We start from the raw sequence: 19672 nt of genomic DNA, 5'->3' as shown, positions 1-19672 counted from the left end.
CACGTTTAAAGACTGGGACAGCCGAACGGAAGAGGAACGGAGCACATGGAGCAGAAATTCATCGATCTCTTTGACCGCTACACGCATGGCGGCATGAACCGGCGGGACTTCCTGGAGCGTCTGACGGGGCTCGCGGGCTCGGCGGCTGCCGCCACGGCGCTGCTCCCCCTGCTCGAGAACAACTATGCTCATGCGGAGATGGTGCCGGAGAACGACCCTGCCATCACGGCCGAGATGACGGAGATCGCCCCGGGCATCAAGGGCTATTTGGTGCGGCCCAAGGCGGCGGGAACCTATCCCGTGGTGCTGGTCATCCACGAGAATCGAGGCCTCAACCCCCACATCAAGGACGTGACGCGGCGGATGGCCAAGGAGGGCTTCATCGCCTTTGGTGCGGATTACCTCACCCCGCTGGGCGGCACCCCGGCGGATGAGGAAAAGGCCCGCGAGATGTTCAAGGAACTGAAGCCCGAGGCGGTGGTGGCCTTCAGCCAGTCCGCGGTGGATGCGCTGGCGAAGATCGACGGCGGCAACGGCAAGGTGGGTGCGGTGGGCTTCTGCTGGGGCGGCGGGGCGGTCAATGCGCTGGCCGTCACGGGTGACCTGAACCTCAAGGCGGGCGTCGCCTATTATGGCATGCAGCCCAAGGCGGCCGAGGTGCCGAAGATCACTGCACCCCTCATGCTGCATTATGCCGGCCTCGACGAGCGCATCAATGCCGGCATCAAGGACTACGAGGCGGCGCTGAAGGCCGATGGCAAGGTATTCGAGCTCTTCGTCTATGACGGCGTGAACCACGCCTTCAACAACGACACCAATGCGGCAAGATACAACAAGGACGCGGCGGACCTCGCCTGGGGGAGGACCATCGGGTTCTTCCGGAAGTATCTTTCGTAAATCCTCCTGTCCGTCATCCCGGCGAAAGCTATGTCTTCCCCTCCCACCCATCATCGCCGGGCTTGTCCCGGCGATCCTCTTTAGGGCCGGGAAGAGGATGGCCGGGTCAAGCCCGGCCATGATGAGCTGAGGGCGGTGCGAAGTGGAAACCCCACCCGTGATTGACCCCGGCCCCACACCTCCCTAAACAGCGGGCTCCCTTCAATCCCGGAACCCGCAGCAAATGACCGTCGATCCCGCCCTTCGTGCCGCCGCAGAGACCAGCAAGGCCTGGCCTTTCGAGGAAGCCCGCAAGCTGGTGGCGCGCGTCAAACGGACGGGCAAGAAGGAGGTGCTGTTCGAGACGGGCTATGGTCCCTCGGGGCTTCCCCATATCGGCACCTTCGGCGAGGTGGCGCGCACCACCATGGTGCGGCGCGCCTTCGAGCTGCTCTGCGACATCCCGACGAAGCTCTTGTGCTTCTCGGACGACATGGACGGCATGCGCAAGATCCCCGATACGGTGCCGGATCCTGCCGCGCTGAAGCCCTATCTCCACATGCCCTTGACCGCCGTGCCCAACCCCTTCGGCGGCGGTTACAAGAGCTTCGGCGACCACAACAATGCCATGCTCCGCCGCTTCCTCGACACCTTCGGCTTCCAGTACGAATTCGCCTCGGCGACCGAATACTACAAGTCGGGCAAGTTCGACGCGATGCTGATCCGCGCGCTGGAGAAGTTCGACGACATCATGGCCGTGATGCTGCCCACCCTCGGCGAGGAGCGACAGGCGACCTATTCGCCCTTCCTGCCGATCTCGCCGACCTCCGGCCGTGTCCTCTACGTGCCGATGAAGAAGGTGGATGCGAAGGCCGGCACCATCACCTTCACCGACGAGGACGGCAGCGACGTCACCATGGACGTGCGCGGCGGGCGCACCAAGCTGCAGTGGAAGCCGGACTTCGGCATGCGCTGGGCGGCCCTGGGCGTCGACTTCGAGATGTTCGGCAAGGACCACCAGACCAACGCCCCGATCTATGACCGGATCTGCGAGATCCTCGGCGCGGAGGCACCAGAGCACTATGTCTACGAGCTGTTCCTCGACGACGTGGGCCAGAAGATCTCGAAGTCCAAGGGCAATGGCCTCACCATCGACGAGTGGCTGACCTATGCCGACCCCGAGTCGCTGGCGCTGTTCATGTACAACAAGCCGCGCGAGGCGAAGCGGCTCTATTTCGACGTGATCCCGCGGGCGGTCGATGATTACGGCGCCTTCCTCTCGGCCTATCAGCGCCAGGCGGACAAGCCCGTGGACCGGCTGATGAACCCGGTGTGGCACATACATGGCGGCAACCCGCCCGCACCTGAGGAGGGCGGCATTTCCTTCGCGCTACTGCTGAACCTCGCGGCCGTGGCCAACGCCCATGACAAGTCGGCGCTGTGGAACTTCATCAGGCGATACCAGCCACAGCTTTCGCCCGAAACCCATCCCCGCCTCGACCTTCTGGCCAAGCACGCGCTTCGCTACTTCGATGACTTCGTGAAGCCGAAGAAGCAATATCGTCCGCCTGCGGAGGATGAAGCGAAGGCGCTCGCTGATCTCGCTGAAGCGCTCTCCACGCTGCCGGCGCAGTCATCGCCCGAGGATATCCAGCAGAAAATTTATGAGGTGGGGCGGCGCGAGCCCTACACGGTGACGCAGAAGGATGGTTCGGTGGGTGTGGGCCAGGGCTGGTTCAACATGCTCTACCAGGTGCTGCTGGGCGAGGAGAAGGGCCCGCGCTTCGGCAGCTTCGTGGCGCTCTATGGCATCGACAACACGCGCGCGCTGATCGGGCGGGCGGTCAAGGGAGAGCTGGCGCAGCCGGCATGAGGAGGCGCGCGAAGTCCTCGTCCACGGCGCGTTTCAGGATGGCGGCATAGGCGGAATGCTCTGCCATGCCGGCGGCGATGCGGCCCAGCTTTTGGCCCTCGCCCAGCGGTACGAGGGCGAGAGGGGCCGCCACCGGCAGCAGCTGCGAGCCACGGCCCGTCTGCAGCGTCGCCAAGATGCCGAACATCTCGCCGCGGATGAGCGGGCGTGACAGGATCGCCATGCGGTATTGCCCGTGGCGGTTGGTCACCAGATAGACATGTCCCGTCTGGTGCGGCACCGACACGGTGCCGGCCTGGGCATAGTCGCCGTCCAGCCGCTCGCGCTCGCGGAAGGCGAGGCAGGATTGCGCCGCGTCCCATTGCACCTCGGTTACATAGGCATAGATGCTGCCGCTCCCGGAGGAGGAGGGGCGGAGTGTGAGATAGGCACCCTCCATCCACTGCACCGCGGCGCGGCTATAGGCGCCGAGCCAGGCGGGGGCCACCTGGCCCGCACTTGCCGCCTCATGGCGAAGCCTGATGTCCAGCGCCTGCTCCAGCCGGATCAGGGTCTGCTCGGTGGGGGTTCTCTGCCCCGAGAGCAGTTTTTCCAGCGACGACAGGCTGACCTTCGCCATGGCCGCGAGCTGGGCGCGCGACAGGCGGCGGCGGGCCAGCTCATCCCGGATGAGCTGGGCGGCAGGCCGCTGGCCGTCCGGTGAGGGGCCTGGTTCTGACATGGCCGAACCATTCCCGATTCCACCGGCTGGGGCAAGGCGGTGCTCATTCGGCGGCGATCCGGGGATGGCGGGCCAGCGCCTGCTCCGGCAATTGCTCCTCGCCGGAGAATTCGGCAACTGTTGGCCCGGGGCGGCTGGGAAACAGGAAAAAGTCGCGGAACTCCCGCAGCCACACGCGCCGGCCCATGCGGGTGTACCAGCGCTGGGACTGGCGCAGCACCGGGTCGGGCTGGAGATAGGCGCGCCATAGTGCCTTGGGGCGGGCCTGCAGCACCGCCTCGATGAGCTTCACCCAGAGAAAAACGCGCCAGGCCGGCACGCGCGGCGTTTCGAGCACCTGGTGCTTGTAGTCCCACAGGCGCAGGTCGCGCTGGATGATGCGGCGGTGGGCGCTCTGGCGGTGAAAGGGTGTCCAGCGGTGGGGCGTGGCGAAGAGCGAGATCACCTGGTCCGGGTCATAGGACAGCAGGTTCCGCAGCAGCCGCCAGTAATCTGCGTCGGTTTCCTCCTCGAAGCCGACAGCGAAGGTGCACAGCCCGATCATGCCGTGGGCCCGCAGCAACTGGATCGCCTGGCGGTCCTTCGTCGTGGTTCCGCCCTTGCGAAGCGTCGTGAGCGTCGCTTCGTCGGTCGCTTCGATGCCGAGCAGGAAGCGCAGGCAGCCGGCCTTCTTGTAAAGCGGCAAGAGGTCGGCATCGCGCACGATGTCGTCGGCGCGCGTCGAGCCGATGATGTGGACCGGCACCTTCTCGGCGATCATCGCCTCCAGGAATGCCTTCCAGGCCACGCGGGAGGAGGTCGGGTTCTCGTCGGCGAGATTGACGAGCTCGACACCCTTCTCGCGGTGAAGCCGCGCGATCTCCCGGGCGAAGGCCACAGGGTCGCGGTGGCGCCACTTGGTCCAGAAGCCGCGCTGGCCGCAATAGGTGCAAAGATGCGGGCAGCCGCGGGAGAACTGCATCACCACCGCGCGCTTGCCGCCCCAATAGGAGTGCCGCGCGAAGTCGATGAGCTCCCAGCCGATCCGCGCCTGGTCGAGCTCGGTGAGCATGGGGGCGGGCTTCGTGGCGAAAGGCTCGCCGGCCCAGCGGAAGGCGAGGCCGGGAACGCCGATCAACGGCTTTCGCGCGGCGAGCGCCGCCATCAGGGCAGGGGCCGTCACCTCGCCCTCGCCGCGCACGATGATGTCGATCTGCGGCGCCTCGCGCAGGATGCTCTGCCAGTGATAGGTGGGGTGAACGCCGCCATAGACGATGGTGATGTCCGGCCACTTCGCCCGCACGGCGGCGCTGATCTCCAGCACCACGGGGTGGGCCGAGGTCGAGCCCGAATGGCCGATGAGCAGCACATCGGGCAGGTCGCGGCCGATCCCCGCCAGGATTTGCGGGATGGTCATGGGCGCGATGTCAGCATTGATCAGCCGCACCTGGTGGCCCGCATCGATCAGCGGCCCGCCCACCATCAGCAGGCCCAGCGGCGGCAGCAGCTCGCCCGGCACGCGGCTGCCGATGGCGCGGTGCGGCGAGTTCAGCAGGACGATCCTGAGGGCAGGGCTCGGTTGGGATGTCGGGTTGCGCATGGGGTCCTCGTGTGGTGATCGAAGACTTGGAGGTGGTGATGCCCGGCACCCCACCACCATCGCCGGAGCTTGCCGGTGTTTGCCGGGCCTTTGCACAGGCTGTGCGGAGGGAGAGCTTATCTCGCGGACAAGGGTTGAGCGGTGGTGTCTGTTGCCAGCGCGCGCCTGATCAGTTCTCCACGCAGCGTCCAGCTCCGCCAGTCAGCCTGCCGGCGTCTCTCCTGGTACTCGAGATGCGAAATCCGAATGTCGATGATATCGAGGTTTTCCGGCAGGACGACGGTACGCATGGCCGTGAGCTTGCGGAGCGCCGGCAGCGCGCTCGGCCCGAGCGATGCCATATAGGAGGTATCATAGTGGTTTGTTCTCATGCCCCAGGCTGCATTGTGGTTTGCCACCACGCCTGCGAAGTCGACGAAGCCCGAGGCCCAGAGCAGGAGAAAACCCGCGGCCAGATTGGCATTGACCAGCCACAGATTGCTGCGGCCGAGGAAGATGCGCAGGGCCACCAGCACGAGGCCGCAGGCGACAAGGCCCATCCAGATCAGGCTCGCGAGCCGCCACAGGGTGAGGCCATAGGCATCGATGTAGAAAGAGAGCCTGGCCGCGCTGGAGGCGAGCAGGAAGCCGTTCTGCAGGATCCACAGCAGGACCAGCAGGCGCACGGCGGGCGAGGCCTCGCTGCGCGAGCCGGGCCACAGCGAAATGATGATCAGCCCCGCGGCGAGCAGCACGGTGGCGATCAGCGTGAAGGCACCCTGCTGGGCATATGCAGCATAGCCATTGCCGGGCGTGCCCAGCATGCCGGACCAGAGATACTGCGCATCGAGGACGTTCTGGAGCAGGAACACGCCATTGAGTGCGGCGAGTGTTGCGATCACGGCGCCGGGCGCGAACAGGGTGTCGTGCCAGGAGGGCGCATTGGCCTCGATCCTCGTGGTGTCGAAGCTCCGCAATGCCTGCATCGCCAGGATGGCATGGAAGCTCAGCAGCGCCAGAAGCGACACCAAGAGCGTCCACAGCCACAGCGGATCGAACCTGATGTCGAACAGCTGTACCATGATGTCGCTGAAGGCCTGGTTCGCCGACATGAAGAGTAGCGTGAAGGCCATGACGGAAAGCAGGGGCACGATGGCCGTGCGGCTGTCGAAGCGGGTGGGAAGCCCGGCCCTGGCGGTGCGGCAGGCTTGGCGCGCGGCCTCAGTGCCGGAGATGGGTGACAGGACCGCGCGCCCGGCCATCGACAGCACGGCCTGCAGCGGATTGGCCAGCGAGTCGCCGCGCGCCATAAGCATGAGCAGGGCAAGGCAGCACCAGCCGATGGCGAGGTTCAGCGGCCCCGGCTCGAGGGCGATGGCCAGCACGGCGCCCACCGCCAGCAGCAGCATGAGCTTGAACGAGGCGCTGCGCCGCGGCCAGTCCAGCGGAGTGCAGATGAGCAACAAGAGGCCCGCCGGCACGGCGGCAATGACGCTGCCGGGCAGGCCGGCTTGCCATGCGATACCGGTGAGGCCGGCCAGAGCGGCCGGCATGGCGAAACGAAGGGCGACAGAATGGGAGCGGGGCAAGACCTCCGCGGCGGGAACATCAGTCATGGTGATCCTCGATTTCGATCGGAGATCACCATGTGGACGGATCAGGCCCAACCTGCCATCGCCGGTCCTTGCCGCTTCTTGCCCCCGCTCCGCACAAGTCGTGCGGGGGCTGGCAATCCGCTTACTGGCTCGCCCACATGATGCGGGCGATCCAGTCCACGTCCTTCATGTCGAGGTTCTTGGTGGCGTGGTTCGGATTGAACGACGCGAGTTCGAGGGTCTTCGAGGTCTGGCGCTGCATGACCTTGGCCATGACCTGGCCGTCATTGAGGCGGACCACCACGCGGTCGCCCTTCCTGACGGCGGCCGAGGGCGAGAGGATGATGATGTCACCCTCGCGGTAGACGGGCAGCATCGAGTCGCCGGTGATCTCGAGCGCGTAGGAATTGGGGTCGGTGACGCCCGGTACATCGATCTCGTCCCAGCCATTGCCGGAGGGGAAGCCCGAATCATCGAAGAAGCCGCCCTTGCCCGCCTTGGCGAGGCCCAGAAGCGGGATCTGGCGCAGCTTGGGCGGCTGGCCGCGGCGGCCGATCAGCAGTTCGGAGAATTCCTCCATCGAGGCGCCCGACGCCTGCAGCAGGCGCGAGATCGACTCCATGGTGGGCCAGCGCGGGCGGCCGTCGGGGCCGTTGCGCTTCGAGGGGTTGAAGGACGTCGGGTCGAGACCCGACTTCTTGGCGAGCCCCGAGGCCGAGAAGCCGTAACGTTCGGCGATGGTGTCGATGGCGTTCCAGACCTGCTTGTGAGTGAGCATCATGCCCTCCGGTGGGAGTAAAAGTTCATAGTTGTAGGAAGCTATACCTTGTGTGGCGGCGATTGTCCAGACGCAAAGCGGGGCCTATGGTCCGCGCCCATGCGAATCCTCTACAAGATCCTTGCCGCCGACCAGTGGGACGCGGCCCAGGCCGTGGGCCTGTTCACCGGCTCCGCCGTGGACGTGGCGGACGGCTTCATCCATTTGTCCACCGCCGGCCAGATGCGGGAGACGGCGGCCCGGCACTTCGCCGGGCAGGATGGCCTGGTCTTGGTGGGTTTCCGCGAGGAGGACCTTCCCAACCTGAGGTGGGAGCCCTCGCGCGGCGGCGACCTGTTTCCCCATGTCTATGGCGCGATCGACACGGCGCTGGCCGTCTCGGTCGATCCGCTGCCGCTCGAAGGTGGCGCGCACCGCTTTCCCCGGGGTGCGGCATGAGCCTCGCCGCACTCGCCTTTCCGCTGGCCCGGCCCGTGCTCCATGCACTCGACGCCGAGACCGCCCATGGCCTGACGATACGGGCCCTCCAGGCCCTTCCTCTGGCAGGGCCCACCGCCGCGGCGCCGGGTCTTGCGGTCGAGGCCCTCGGCCTGCGCTTTCCCAATCCGCTGGGGCTTGCCGCGGGCTTCGACAAGAATGCCGAGGTGCCGGACGCCATGCTGGCGCTGGGCTTCGGCTTCACCGAGATCGGCACGGTGACGCCCCGGCCGCAGGCGGGCAACCCCCGGCCCCGGCTGTTCCGCCTGGCCGAGGACCGCGCGGTGATCAACCGCATGGGCTTCAACAACGCGGGCCACGCGGCGGCGTTGCGGCGGCTCGCGGCGCGGCGGGACCGCGGCGGCATTGTCGGCGTGAACATCGGCGCCAACAAGGAGTCGGCAGACCGCATCGGCGATTATGTCGAGGGCATCGCCGCCTTCGCGCATCTCGCGTCCTATTTCACCGTGAACATCTCGTCGCCCAACACGCCGGGCCTGCGCGGGCTGCAGTCGCGCGCCGAACTGGAGCAGCTTCTGGCGCGGCTCAATGACGAGCGCGCCCGCCATGCGCACAAGCCGCCCATGCTGCTGAAGATCGCGCCGGACCTGCGCGAGGACGAGTTGGAGGACATCGCGGCGGCCTGCGGCGGAGGTGCGGTCGACGGCATCATCGTGTCCAACACCACGCTGTCACGCGGCGGGCTGCGCAGCCCCGGTGCAGGCGAGCAGGGCGGCCTGTCGGGGGCACCGCTGCTGGCGCTGTCCACCCGGCAGCTGGCGCGCATGTTCCTGCTCACCGGCGGCCGCATCCCGCTGGTCGGCGTGGGCGGCGTGCATGACGGTCCCTCGGCGCTGATGAAGATCCGCGCCGGTGCCAGCCTCGTGCAGCTCTATTCGGCGCTGGTTTACCAGGGGCCGGCCCTGGTGACCGCGATCCTCCGCCACCTGTCGGCCGAGGCGGCGCGGCTGCCCCTTGCCAGCCAGCGCGGAAGCGATGCGGCAGCGCTGGCTCACCACGGGTCGAGCGGCACGTAGGTCCGCAGGATCTTCGCGGTCGACCCCGTGGCCTGCGCCTTGTCGAGGCCATAGTCGAAGGCCTGCGCCAGTTCGGCCCGGTCACGCCGGACCAGGAAGGCCAAGTTGCGGCTGAAATAGTCGAAGTCCGAATAGGCGCCGTCGAGCAGGCGGCAGCAGGCTGCCGCCGCTTCGCCGGCAACCCAGTAGATGACCTGCAGATTGTCGCCGAAGAGCACGTCGACCTCGCCCGCCTTGAGGGCCGCGCCCGCCTTGGCGAGGTCGTCATAGGGGGTGATGCGGGCGGTGGAATAATAGGTGGCAAGCCAGCGGGCGTGCACCGTGTCCTTCACCACCCCGATGCGCCGCCCGGCAAGGCTGCGCGCCGTGGCGCTGTCGAGGGTGCTGGTATTGGCCACGGCAAAGCGGCCCATGATGCGGAAATAGGGCCTCGTCATGCGTGCTGCGGCGAGGCTCTTCTCGTCGAGGCGGGGGCCGGTCACGGCGACATCCGCCTCGCCGCGCGCCAGCGCGGGCAGGATCTCGGCGAAGGGCCGCACCTCCACCGTGCAGGCCAGCCGTGCCTGTTCGCAGGCGGCAATGGCAATCTCCACCGAAATGCCGGCGGGCGAACCGGTGCGCGACAGGAAGCTGTAGGGGGCGAAATCCTCATCGGCGATGAGCTTGACCGAGAGGTTCTCGGGAAGCTTGGGGCGGGCCTGCTCCTCCGCCGCCCGGAACAGGGGCGGCTGGTAGGCGACAGGTGGCGTGTCCTGGGCCTCTGCAACTCCTGATAGAAGAAGCAGCGCGAAAAACATCCGGGAGGCTGTAGAAAACTTTACGTTACGTCGCATCATCGGGCCATTGGCAGGGGCAGGCAGTGTTGTCGGATCATGATCACCAAGGCTTCGGCGAGTCTCCGGCAACCGGGCTCAGCATAGACGGGGCCACGGGCGAAGTCTTGCCCCGTCTGGACCAGGATGCGCTCTGTGACCTGGTGCGGCGGCTGCCCAAGGATGAACTGCACGAGGCGCTGAAGACCAAGGTCATGCGGGCAGTGAGCCTGCCCGGCTTGGTGCTGCATGCGGTGAGCGGGCAGCCCGCGCTGCGCGCTGCCCGCGAACAGGGGCTCGGCGTCGTCGCCTATGCCGAGCCCGAGGCTTTCGGCGAGGCGGTGCGATGTGTGCATGGCGCCACGCTGCTGCGCGAGGCAACCTGGGGCCTGGCGCGGCGCTGGCCGCGCTTCACCGCCAGCCGGCTGATCACGCCGGCGCAGGCCATGGTGCTGCTGTCGCTCGTGGCGGGGGTGATCATCGCCGCCATCCACCTGCCCGGGCCGCTGTTCATCACCCTTGCTTCGGCGGCAAGCGGGGCCTTCTTCCTCGGCGTGGTGGCGCTGCGCCTGCTGTGCTTCCTGCCGCCGGTGACCCGGCCGCGGCCACCGCTGCAGGCGATCGCCGACGACGCATGGCCGGTCTATTCGGTCATGGTGCCGCTGTTCCGCGAGGTGTCGGTGCTCGACCAGCTGATCGGGGCGCTGCGCCAGCTGCGCTATCCGCAGGACAGGCTCGACATCAAGCTGGTGCTCGAGGAGGAAGACAGCGCGATGCAGCGCGCCGTGGCGGGGCTGGCGCTGGAACCGCATTTCGAAGTGATCATCGTGCCGCGCGGCCTGCCGCAGACCAAGCCGCGGGCACTCAACTATGCCCTCCAGTTCTGCCGGGGCGAGCTGCTCACCATCTATGACGCGGAGGACATTCCGCAGAAGGACCAGCTGGAAAAGGCGGCCCGGCGCTTTGCCGCGGCACCGCCCGACCTGGCCTGCCTGCAGGCGCAGCTCACCTACTACAATCCCAACGACAACTGGCTCACCCGCCAGTTCACGGCCGAGTATGCCACGTGGTTCGGCGAACTGCTGCGGATGCTGGCGAACCACAACCTGCCGCTGACGCTGGGCGGAACCTCCAATCACTTCCGGATGGAGGTGCTCCGCCGGGTCGGCGCCTGGGACCCGCACAATGTCACCGAGGATGCCGACCTCGGCCTCCGGCTGGCCCGGCTCGGCTATGACATCGCGGTGCTCGACAGCCTGACCTTCGAGGAAGCCAACATGCGGCTGGGCAACTGGATGCGCCAGCGCGCGCGCTGGCTGAAGGGCTCGCTCGTCACCTGGCTCGTCCACATGCGCGAACCGCTGGTGTTCATGCGTGACGTGGGCCCGGCCGGCTTCTGGGTGGCGCAGGTGCTGACGCTGGCCGTGGTCGTCTCGGTGCTGCTGCATCCGATCTGCATGGTGGCGACGGTTCTGCTCTACGTGCAGGGGGCCGTCCGCGCCGAGCCGCGCGGCACCTCCCTCATCATCCTCGCCGGGCTGAACCTCGCCGTTTTCGTGGCAGGCTATGCCGCCTCCATCATCCTCACCCGGCGGGCGCTGCTGCGGCGCGGCATCCGAGGCTGGTACGGCACGCTGGCCACCATGCCGTTCTACTGGGTGCTCATGTCGGGCGCGGCGTGGATGGCGATCTGGCAACTCTTCACCCGGCCGTTCCACTGGAACAAGACCGAGCACGGCTTCGCGGCCTACCAGCAGGTCAGGCCGCAGCGGGCTCGCGGTACTGCGTCAGGGCATCGTCGATGGTGGCAGCGAAGTGCACGGCGGGCGGCCGTACGCCGTGGGTGAGCAGGCTTCGCCGCACATCGGGGTTGGCACCGCTCACGAACAGCTTCACGCCGCGCTTTGTGGCCTTGTGGGCCAGGCCCTCCATGACATTGGCCCCTGTCGAATCGAGGAAGGGCACGGCGGCGAAGTCGACGACCAGCGCCTTGTGGGTGTCCTGGATGCGGTCCAGCACCGAGGCGATCGAGGCCGCGGCCCCGAAGAAGAAGGCGCCGGTGATGCGATAGACGACGAGTTCCGGGTTGGCCGCCAGCGCCTCGTCGTAGTCGCCGCGCGGCTGGGCCGAATCCGCCTGGTCCTCGCCGACGAAGGGCGTGTGGGTCTCGACCGCGGTGGCCTTCGACATGCGGTGGATGAACAGCACGGAGCCCAGTGCGAAGCCGACGATGATGGCCTCCGTCAGGTCGCGGAAGATGGTGAGGAAGAAGGTGGCCGCTAGCACCGCCACCTCGCCCCAGCCGGAGCGGACCAGCACCGCGATCGCCGGCTTCTCGATCATGTTCCATGACACGACCGCCAGCACGCCCGCCAGTGCGGCGAGCGGGATATAGGCGGCAAGCGGCGCCGCGACCGCCATGAAGATCAGGATGAACACCGCATGCAGCATGCCCGACACCGGGCTGTGCGCGCCGGAGCGCACGTTGGTGGCAGTGCGCGCGATGGTGCCGGTGACGCAGAAGCCGCCGAACAGCGCCGAGCCGACATTGGCAGCCCCCTGCGCCACGAGTTCGCAGTTGGAGCGATGGCGGCGGCCCGTCATGCCGTCGGCCACCACGGCGGAGAGCAGCGACTCGATGGCGCCCAGCAGCGTGAAGGAGAGCGCGGCGGGCAGCACGTCGATCACCTTCGCCATGGAGAAGGCAGGCAGGGCCGGTGCCGGCAGCGTCGAGGGAATGCCGCCGAACTTGGAGCCGATGGTGGTGACGTCGAGGCCCAGCTTCCAGGTGATGACGGCGGCGAGCGTCACCGCGATCAGCATGCCGGGCCAGTGCGGGCGCAGCCGCTTGAGGCCCACGATGATCCCCGCGGTGCCGGCCGAAAGCCCCAGCGCCCAGGGCGACAGTGTGGGCAAAGCCTGCCACAGCACGGGAATTTTTTCCAGAAGCGGCCCGGGTTCCGGCACGCTGAGGGTGAGGCCGAGGAGATCCTTGATCTGGCTGGCGAAGATGATGACGGCAATGCCGGCGGTGAAGCCCACGGTGACCGGAAAGGGAATGAACTTGATGAAGGTGCCGAGGCGCAGGAAGCCGACAAGCGCCAGCAGCAGGCCGGACAGGAAGGTGGCGAGGATCAGCCCGTCCATGCCGTGCTGCGCCACGGTGGCCGACACCAGCACGATGAAGGCGCCGGCGGGTCCGCCGATCTGGAAGCGCGAACCGCCGAGCAGCGACACGAGGAAGCCGCCAACGGCGGCGGTGTAGAGCCCCTGGGCGGGAGATGCGCCGGAGGCGATGGCAATGGCCATGGACAGGGGCAGCGCCACGATGGCCACGGTGAGCCCGGCCAGCGCATCGGCCCTGAGGTTCTTCAGCGTGTAGCCCTCGCGCAGCACCGTCACCAGCTTGGGAGTGAAGAGTTCGGCGAAGCTGGCGCCACGCGGCTTGCGGGTCGAGGCGGGTGAAGCGGTCTGAACGGACATCGGTGATGGCCCCGTTGCTGTCTTATGGGTTGGGCGGCGCCTTAGGCTCGCGGAAGCGCACGCCGCGCCCGCCTCCGCTGCTCGGCGCATTCTCGCCAATGAGTTCGATGCCAGCCGCCTCGAGCGCCTGGACGACCTTCACCAGGCTGTCGACCACGCCGCGCACCTGGCCGTCACTGGCTTCCATGCGCTGGATGGTGGGAAGGGACAGGCCAGACTTTTCCGCCAGCATGCGCTGGTCCATGCCGAGCATGGCACGGGCGGCGCGGATCTGGGCGGATGTGATCATGGCGGACAATAACTGGATTGAACGTGGGTGGAACATAGATATCCACGTTCAAAGCGTCAAGAGTGATGTTTAAAACATCACATCGGGTTACTTCCCGAGGTAACCCTTCAGCTTCATGTGGCGGTTCACGTCCTTGTAGAGCAGGTAGCGGAAACGGCCCGGGCCCCCGGCATAGCAGGCCTGGGGGCAGAAGGCCCTGAGCCACATGAAGTCGCCGGCCTCGACCTCCACCCAGTCATTGTTGAGGCGGTAGACGGCCTTGCCCTCGAGCACATAGAGGCCGTGTTCCATCACATGGGTCTCGGCAAAGGGAATGACCGCACCCGGCTCGAAGGTGACGATGTTCACATGCATGTCGTGGCGCACGTCGCTGGGGTCGACGAAGCGGGTGGTCGACCATTTTCCGTCGGTGCCGGGCATGGCGACGGGCTTCACCTCCTGGTCGGAGGTCACGAAGGCCTCGGGCGCGTGGATGCCGTCGACCGGTTCATAGGCCTTGCGCACCCAGTGGAAGCGTACCGGCGCCTTGGACTCGTTGCGCAGCGCCCAGTGAACGCCGGGCGGCATGTAGGCATAGCCGCCGGGCTTCAGGTCATGGCGCCAGCCATCCAGCGTGAGCACCGCCTCGCCTTCGACCACGAACAGCACGCCCTCGGCGTCCTTGGCCGGTTCCGGCTTGTCGCTGCCGCCGCCGGGGGCGACCTCCATGATGTATTGCGAGAAGGTCTCGGCGAAGCCCGAGAGCGGGCGCGCAATCACCCAGGCGCGCGTGTCGTCCCAGAAGGGCAGCACGCTGGTCACGATGTCGCGCATCACGCCCTTGGGGATCACCGCATAGGCCTCGGTGAAGACAGCGCGCCCGGTGAGAAGCTCGGTCTGTGGCGGGTGGCCGCCATGGGGCGCGTAGTAGCTGCGGGTCATGTGGGTGTCCGTGTGGTTTCGCGCAGGGTAGGGCGGCCGGGGGCGGCCTGCAAGCTGGGAGAACCCCCAATGCCATCATGCCCGGGAGTGGCCCGGGCATCCTTTGCGCGGCTGCAAAAAAGATCGCCGGGACAAGCCCGGCGATGATGGAAATTCAAAAGCGCCGGGCTCAATAAGTCTTGGGCTGCGGCTGGCCGAAGACGAAGTCGGTGCCGTCGAGGCCATAGACGTCGGGGCGGAAGTTGACGCGGCCATCATCGGTGGCCCAGGCGGTGAGATACATCCAGCGCACGTCCGGGCCGTTCTCCACCGGTTGCTCGTATTGCTCGGTGGAATTGACGAGCGCCTCGTAGGTCGCTTCGTCCAGCGGGGTCTGGGTACGGTCGAGGATCCACTTCACCACGGTCTGCACCTGGTCGATGCGCACGCAGCCCGAGCTTTCGAAGCGCACGTTGCGGCCGAACAGCTCGCGGTGCGGCGTGTCGTGCATGTAGACCATGAACTTGTTGGGGAAGTTGATCTTCACGGCGCCCAGCGAATTGTGCGAGCCGGGTTCCTGGCGGAAGAAATAGCGGTCGGGCGGCGTGGTGGTCCAGTCGATCAGCGCCGGGTCGACCTCGGGGCCCTCCACACCGTCGAAGATGCGGATGTGCATCTGGGCAAGATAGCTCGGGTCTTCCATGTATTTCGGCACGATGTCGCGCTCGACGATGGAGGCCGGGATCTTCCAGTAGGGATTGAAGTTGATGTCGCTCACCTTGGAGGCAAGCGTGGGCGAGGGCCGTTCCTGCTTGCCGACCACGATGTTGTGGCGCGAATAGACGTGGCCATATTCCACCGTCTCGAGCTGGGCGCCCGGAATGTTGACGAGGATGGCGAAGTCGCCCGTGAGGTCCTGGGAATAGGCCTGAACGCGGGTGAGGTTCTCGCGCAGCATGCCGAGGCGCGTTTCGGCCGGCACGTTGAGCTCGGCCAGCGTCTTCTCTGCGACGATGCCCGAGGGCAGGATGCCATGGTTCACCTGGAAGGCGCGCACCGCCTCCATCAGCTCCGCGTCATAGACCGAGGCCGTCTCCGAGGAGAGTGAATCGAAGGGCAGGTAGTTCTCGCGGATCAGGCGCTGGCGCAGCGCGATGACGGCCTCGCCCTTGGCACCCTTCTTGAGGGTGCGGGAGGCAAGCTCTTCCCAGCCACCACCCGCCACGATCTCCTCGTACATGGCGATGGCGCCTTCCATCGCGGCGGCGGAGTTGAGGCTCAGCATCGGCTGCTGGTCCTGGCCCGCGACGATTTCCGTCTGGGTGGCAAGCCCGCCGGCCTTGGCCTTCTTGGCCGGGGCCTGCTGGCCGGGCTCGGGCGAGGTCAGCGAGCTGGTGAAGGTCGGCTCCTGCGCAAGGGCTGTTGCCCCCATGGCCAGAAGGCTGCCCATGGCAAAAAGGCTGCGATTGAAGACGCGACGCGACAGCACTGATGAAATCCCCTTGATCCAAGCGCTTATTGTGAGACCGCCGGGTAAATGGCGGCTTAAGTCTGGAATGTCTAGAGCCCTTGTTCGGCAGGATTGCGGCAGCTTCGGGTCAACTCAGTGCGGTGACCTCGCGCTTGAAGGGAATCTCGAGGAAATCCAGTGCCGGCCTGCCGAATTCCTCGGCAAAGCGGCGCCCCGCATGGACCGCCGCGGCAATCGTTCCGGGGGCCAGGCAATCGCCGGCGCGCGTGGCGGGAAGGCCCGCCGCCGCCAGCGCCTGCCACAGCCCGTCGACCGGGCGGCGGGCGGTGACCAGCACCACCGAGCCCGCGGCGAGTGGCGATGCCTCGCCCGTATAGGCGCATTCGAGCGTGACATGGCCTTCCGCGATGGCCACCACCGCGTGGTTGGCGAGGATCTTCACGCCCGCCTTGAGGAGCCGCGCCTGGATCGCCTTCTGCTCCAGCGAGGCCTTGGTGAAGGACGAGGCGACGGCGGCGGGGGTGACGAGCGTCACCTGGTGGCCGTCCTTCGCCAGCAACTCGGCGCAGACACCGCCCATGTAGTAGTGGTCGTCATCGAACAGCACCACGTCCTTCGCCTTCGGGCGGCGGCCTGCCATCAGGTCGTCAGGGGTCAGCACGTCACAGGCTTCGGGGTGGTGGAAGGGGACCACCACGTGGCGGCCCGTCAGGTCACGCAGCCATTTGGCGCCGGTGGTGACGAGAACCTGATCGGCACCAAGCTCGGCCACCGTCTCCGGCGTCATCTCGCTCTCGAGATAGAGCGAGACGTTGGGGAGCTTGTCGAGCTGCAGGAGGCGCCAGTCGCGCACGCGGGCCCAGGCGGCAAGGCCCGGCAGCCGGCTCTCGCGCGTCACCCGGCCGCCGGGTTGCGAGGCCTTGTCGGCGAGCGTCACCTGGTAGCCGCGCTGGCCCAGCGCGCGCGCCGCCTCGAGGCCCGAAGGCCCCGCTCCGACGACGAGGATGTGCCGGTCCTCCTCCTTCGGGCGGATCAATTCCGGGTGCCAGCCACGCCGCCACTCCTCGCCCATCGAGGGGTTCTGGGTGCAGCGGAGCGGCGTCATGGTGTAGTCATGCGTGACGCAGACATTGCAGCCGATGCATTCCCGGATGTCCTCGAGCCTTCCGTCGCGGATCTTGTTGGGCAGATAAGGGTCGGCGATCGAGGGCCGGGCCGCGCCGATCATGTCCATGATGCCTTGCTTGATCACGCGCACCATGGTGTCGGGCGAGGTGTAGCGGCCGACGCCGACGACGGGCTTCGTCGTCAGCTTCTTCACGCCCTTGATGTAGGGCTCCTGGAAGCCCTCCTCGGAGAAGCGCGAGGTCTGTGAGTCCTTCGACCAGTCGGAGAGCGAGAGGTCCCACAGGTCCGGGAGTTCGGCCATCATCGCGATCGCATCCTCGACCTCGGCTGGCTCAAGACCGGCCGATCCGATGAACTCGCTCATGGCGATGCGCACGGGAACCGCACAGGTGTCGCCCACCGCGTCCTTGGTATCCTCGATCACTTCGCGCAGGAGGCGCGCACGGTTTTCCAGCGAGCCGCCATATTCGTCGGTGCGGAAGTTGGTGGCCCGCGACAGGAAGTGCTGGAAGATGCCGAGCCCGTGGCCGGCATAGACATAGACGAGGTCGAAGCCCGCCTGCTTCGAGCGCAGCGCCGCCTTGCGGTGGGCGCGGCGGAGGTTGCGGATGTCTTCCTTGTCCATGCCGCGGGCCTGGATGGGATCGTTGAAATAGCTGGCCGTGGGCATGGGGCTCGCCGCCATGGGCACCTCGCGGGTCCAGAGATTGTTGGCGGTATAGCCCGAATGGCAGAGCTCGATCCCCGCCAGCGAGCCGTGCTCGTGCACCTTCTCGGCGATGCGGGCGAGCATGGGAATGTCGTGGTCGGACCACAGGCGCAGCTCGACGTAAGGAGAGACGTCGGCCGTGTGGTGGATTTCCACCATCTCGGTGCAGACCACGGCCCAGCCGCCTTCCGCCTTCATGCCGCGCATGGCAGCGAGTGCCGAGGCATCGCGATAGCCCATGCCATTGCAGTGCGGCACCTGGTAGAAGCGGTTCCTCGCCACCACCGGGCCGATGCGGACGGGCTCGAAGAGGATGTCGTAGCGGGGGTCGCGGGTCATGTCATCTCCCAGGGTTGACAGGCGCTTCTAGCAAATCCGCCCCGGCCTCGGCTATGCTCACCCCGACAGGGACATATGCGGGGTCACATGCTGCCGGAATTCAAGGATATCGAGAAGGCGGCACGGCGGATCGAGGGATTTGCCGTCAGGACACCGGTGATCGAGAACCCGAAGCTCAATGCGCTCACCGGCGGACGAATCCTGATCAAGGCCGAGTGCCTGCAGCGCACCGGCTCCTTCAAGTTCCGCGGGGCGTGGAACATGATCTCGAAGCTCGACGCGAAGAAGGCCAGGGGCGGCGTGGTCGCCTATTCCTCCGGCAACCATGCGCAGGGGGTGGCTGCCGCGGCACAGATCAAGGGCCTGCCGGCGCTGATCGTGATGCCGGCCGACACGCCGATGATCAAGCAGGAGAACACAAGGTCCTATGGCGCCGAGGTCGTCACCTATGACCGCGCAACCGAGTCCCGCGAGGCGATCGCCGAGCGCTACATGAAGGCGCGCAAGGCGGTGATGGTGCCGCCCTTCGAACATGCCGACATCATCGTCGGGCAAGGCACGGCGGGGCTTGAACTGGCGGAGGAGGCGAGGGACCGCGGCATCCGCCTCGATGACGTGCTGGTGTGCTGCTCGGGCGGCGGGCTCACGGCCGGCGTGGCGCTGGCCATGGCGGAGCTGCAGCCCTCGGCAGAAGTCCACTCGGTTGAGCCGGCAGGCTTCGATGACTACGCCCGCTCGCTGAAGAGCGGGAAGATCGAGAAGAACGCGAAGCCCTCTGGCTCGATCTGCGATGCGCTGATGTCGGTCTCGCCGGGCGAGATGACCTTTGCCATCAACAGCCGGCTGCTCGGCGCGGGGCTGACGGTAACCGATGCCGAGGCCGCGGAGGCCGTGCGCTTCGCCTTCGAAGTGCTGAAGATCGTGTTGGAGCCGGGTGGCGCGGTGGCGCTCGCCGCGGTGCTTTCGGGCAAGGTGGAGACCCGGGGCAAGGCCATCGGCGTCATCGCCTCGGGCGGCAACTGCGACCCGGGGCTCTATGCGCGGATCCTGAACCGCGAGATCTGAGGTTCAGGAGGCCCGGGGAAGCTCTTCCGCCAGCGGCACGTCGAAAGGCTCGCCGGGCTTGTGGCGGGTGATGATGATGCGGCGGCGCGGGGCCGGGGCGGGCTCCTCCGGCGGCAGCATGTCGAGGAGGCGCGGCACGGCGGCGAGGGTGGCCTCGGGAGCGGGCTCGAAAATGTCCTCGTCGGCGCGATAATACCGCATGTGGCGCGGCGCGAGCCGCGTTTCGGCCGCAGGGCGGACGGGCTCGGCCGCCTCTTCGGCCTCACTCCGCAGCACGCTGGCGAGGCGGGACATGACCTCGTCATGGTTGCTGGCGATGGCGGTCTCGAGCCGCCGCATGCTGTCCTGCAGGCTGGAATGCTCCGCCCGGCGGAGCCTGGTCGAAAACTCGTCGAGGAACCACCGGCCGCGCGGGGTTTCCATGACCGCCTCGCGGATCGCGTCGAAATCCTCGGGCTCAAGCTGGGCCGGCCTGACGCGCGGCGGCACTTCTCTGGGCGGCATACGCAACTCCACTCACCTGACTCGACACGGGGCGGACGGGCCCCTTCCCCTGCGCCA

Annotated in this window: 17 protein-coding genes; 6 read left to right on the top strand and 11 right to left on the bottom strand. The window is 67.1% G+C overall.

Annotated elements, in window-relative coordinates:
• Nucleotides 1–45 precede the first annotated feature (45 nt).
• Both DK847_RS02480 and DK847_RS02475 read left to right on the top strand, forming a co-directional pair.
• Nucleotides 46–897, top strand: coding sequence for a dienelactone hydrolase family protein (locus tag DK847_RS02480; protein ID WP_111196017.1), 852 nt, complete (start codon nt 46–48; stop codon nt 895–897).
• A 223-nt stretch (nt 898–1120) separates the two neighbouring features.
• Nucleotides 1121–2749, top strand: a complete 1629-nt coding sequence (locus tag DK847_RS02475) for a lysine--tRNA ligase (protein WP_111196016.1) — start codon at nt 1121–1123, stop codon at nt 2747–2749.
• Here the strand turns inward: DK847_RS02475 and DK847_RS02470 are convergent.
• The 4 genes from DK847_RS02470 to DK847_RS02455 form a co-directional block, all read right to left on the bottom strand.
• A complete protein-coding gene (locus DK847_RS02470) occupies nt 2721–3470 on the bottom strand; it encodes a helix-turn-helix domain-containing protein (RefSeq protein WP_111196015.1) in 750 nt (249 codons plus the stop codon). The two genes, DK847_RS02475 and DK847_RS02470, sit on opposite strands and share 29 nt — an antisense overlap.
• A gap of 43 nt (nt 3471–3513) precedes the next feature.
• On the bottom strand, nt 3514–5049 hold the full coding sequence (gene bchE, locus DK847_RS02465; protein WP_111196014.1) for a magnesium-protoporphyrin IX monomethyl ester anaerobic oxidative cyclase: 1536 nt from the start codon (nt 5047–5049) through the stop codon (nt 3514–3516).
• Between the two features lie 116 nt (nt 5050–5165).
• Nucleotides 5166–6644, bottom strand: a complete 1479-nt coding sequence (locus tag DK847_RS02460; RefSeq protein WP_111196013.1) for a DUF4153 domain-containing protein — start codon at nt 6642–6644, stop codon at nt 5166–5168.
• Nucleotides 6645–6765: 121 nt separating this feature from the next.
• Complete coding sequence (locus DK847_RS02455) at nt 6766–7401, bottom strand: S24 family peptidase (RefSeq protein WP_111196328.1); 636 nt, start codon at nt 7399–7401, stop codon at nt 6766–6768.
• A 99-nt stretch (nt 7402–7500) separates the two neighbouring features.
• Here DK847_RS02455 and DK847_RS02450 point away from each other — a divergent pair, with 99 nt between their 5' ends.
• Together DK847_RS02450 and DK847_RS02445 are read left to right on the top strand one after the other, a co-directional pair.
• Nucleotides 7501–7839 (top strand): DUF952 domain-containing protein, encoded by a 339-nt coding sequence (locus DK847_RS02450; protein WP_111196012.1) that lies wholly within the window; start codon nt 7501–7503, stop codon nt 7837–7839.
• Nucleotides 7836–8915: a quinone-dependent dihydroorotate dehydrogenase gene (locus DK847_RS02445; RefSeq protein ID WP_111196011.1), complete on the top strand. Its 1080-nt coding sequence runs from the start codon at nt 7836–7838 to the stop codon at nt 8913–8915. Before DK847_RS02450 ends, DK847_RS02445 begins: the two co-directional genes overlap by 4 nt.
• Here the strand turns inward: DK847_RS02445 and DK847_RS02440 are convergent.
• Nucleotides 8891–9712 (bottom strand): transporter substrate-binding domain-containing protein, encoded by an 822-nt coding sequence (locus DK847_RS02440; RefSeq protein WP_161957110.1) that lies wholly within the window; start codon nt 9710–9712, stop codon nt 8891–8893. The genes DK847_RS02445 and DK847_RS02440 overlap by 25 nt on opposite strands.
• A gap of 143 nt (nt 9713–9855) precedes the next feature.
• On the opposite strand from DK847_RS02440, the gene DK847_RS02435 reads away from it, so the two are divergent.
• Complete coding sequence (locus DK847_RS02435) at nt 9856–11574, top strand: glycosyltransferase (RefSeq protein WP_146256018.1); 1719 nt, start codon at nt 9856–9858, stop codon at nt 11572–11574.
• On the opposite strand, the gene DK847_RS02430 is transcribed toward DK847_RS02435, so the two are convergent.
• From DK847_RS02430 to DK847_RS02410, 5 genes are all read right to left on the bottom strand, one after another.
• Nucleotides 11486–13210, bottom strand: a complete 1725-nt coding sequence (locus DK847_RS02430) for a SulP family inorganic anion transporter (protein WP_111196008.1) — start codon at nt 13208–13210, stop codon at nt 11486–11488. The genes DK847_RS02435 and DK847_RS02430 overlap by 89 nt on opposite strands.
• Nucleotides 13211–13232: 22 nt before the next feature.
• Entirely contained in the window at nt 13233–13499 is a 267-nt protein-coding gene (locus tag DK847_RS02425; RefSeq protein ID WP_111196007.1) for a helix-turn-helix domain-containing protein, read from the bottom strand.
• An 87-nt stretch (nt 13500–13586) separates the two neighbouring features.
• On the bottom strand, nt 13587–14420 hold the full coding sequence (locus DK847_RS02420; protein ID WP_111196006.1) for a bifunctional allantoicase/(S)-ureidoglycine aminohydrolase: 834 nt from the start codon (nt 14418–14420) through the stop codon (nt 13587–13589).
• Nucleotides 14421–14589: 169 nt separating this feature from the next.
• The gene (locus DK847_RS02415) at nt 14590–15849 is read right to left on the bottom strand and encodes a L,D-transpeptidase family protein (protein WP_111196005.1); all 1260 of its coding nucleotides are present in this window, start codon (nt 15847–15849) and stop codon (nt 14590–14592) included.
• Nucleotides 15850–15997: 148 nt separating this feature from the next.
• On the bottom strand, nt 15998–18046 hold the full coding sequence (locus DK847_RS02410; protein WP_111196004.1) for an oxidoreductase: 2049 nt from the start codon (nt 18044–18046) through the stop codon (nt 15998–16000).
• A gap of 87 nt (nt 18047–18133) precedes the next feature.
• Here DK847_RS02410 and DK847_RS02405 point away from each other — a divergent pair, with 87 nt between their 5' ends.
• Entirely contained in the window at nt 18134–19111 is a 978-nt protein-coding gene (locus DK847_RS02405; protein WP_245414495.1) for a threonine ammonia-lyase, read from the top strand.
• A 3-nt stretch (nt 19112–19114) separates the two neighbouring features.
• Here the strand turns inward: DK847_RS02405 and DK847_RS02400 are convergent, their stop codons facing one another.
• On the bottom strand, nt 19115–19615 hold the full coding sequence (locus DK847_RS02400; protein WP_146256017.1) for a hypothetical protein: 501 nt from the start codon (nt 19613–19615) through the stop codon (nt 19115–19117).
• Nucleotides 19616–19672 lie beyond the last annotated feature (57 nt).

The sequence above is a fragment of the Aestuariivirga litoralis genome (assembly GCF_003234965.1).
GTDB lineage: Bacteria > Pseudomonadota > Alphaproteobacteria > Rhizobiales > Aestuariivirgaceae > Aestuariivirga > Aestuariivirga litoralis.
Note: the sequence above shows the minus strand (reverse complement) of the source record. Positions and strands in the feature narration are given on the sequence as shown.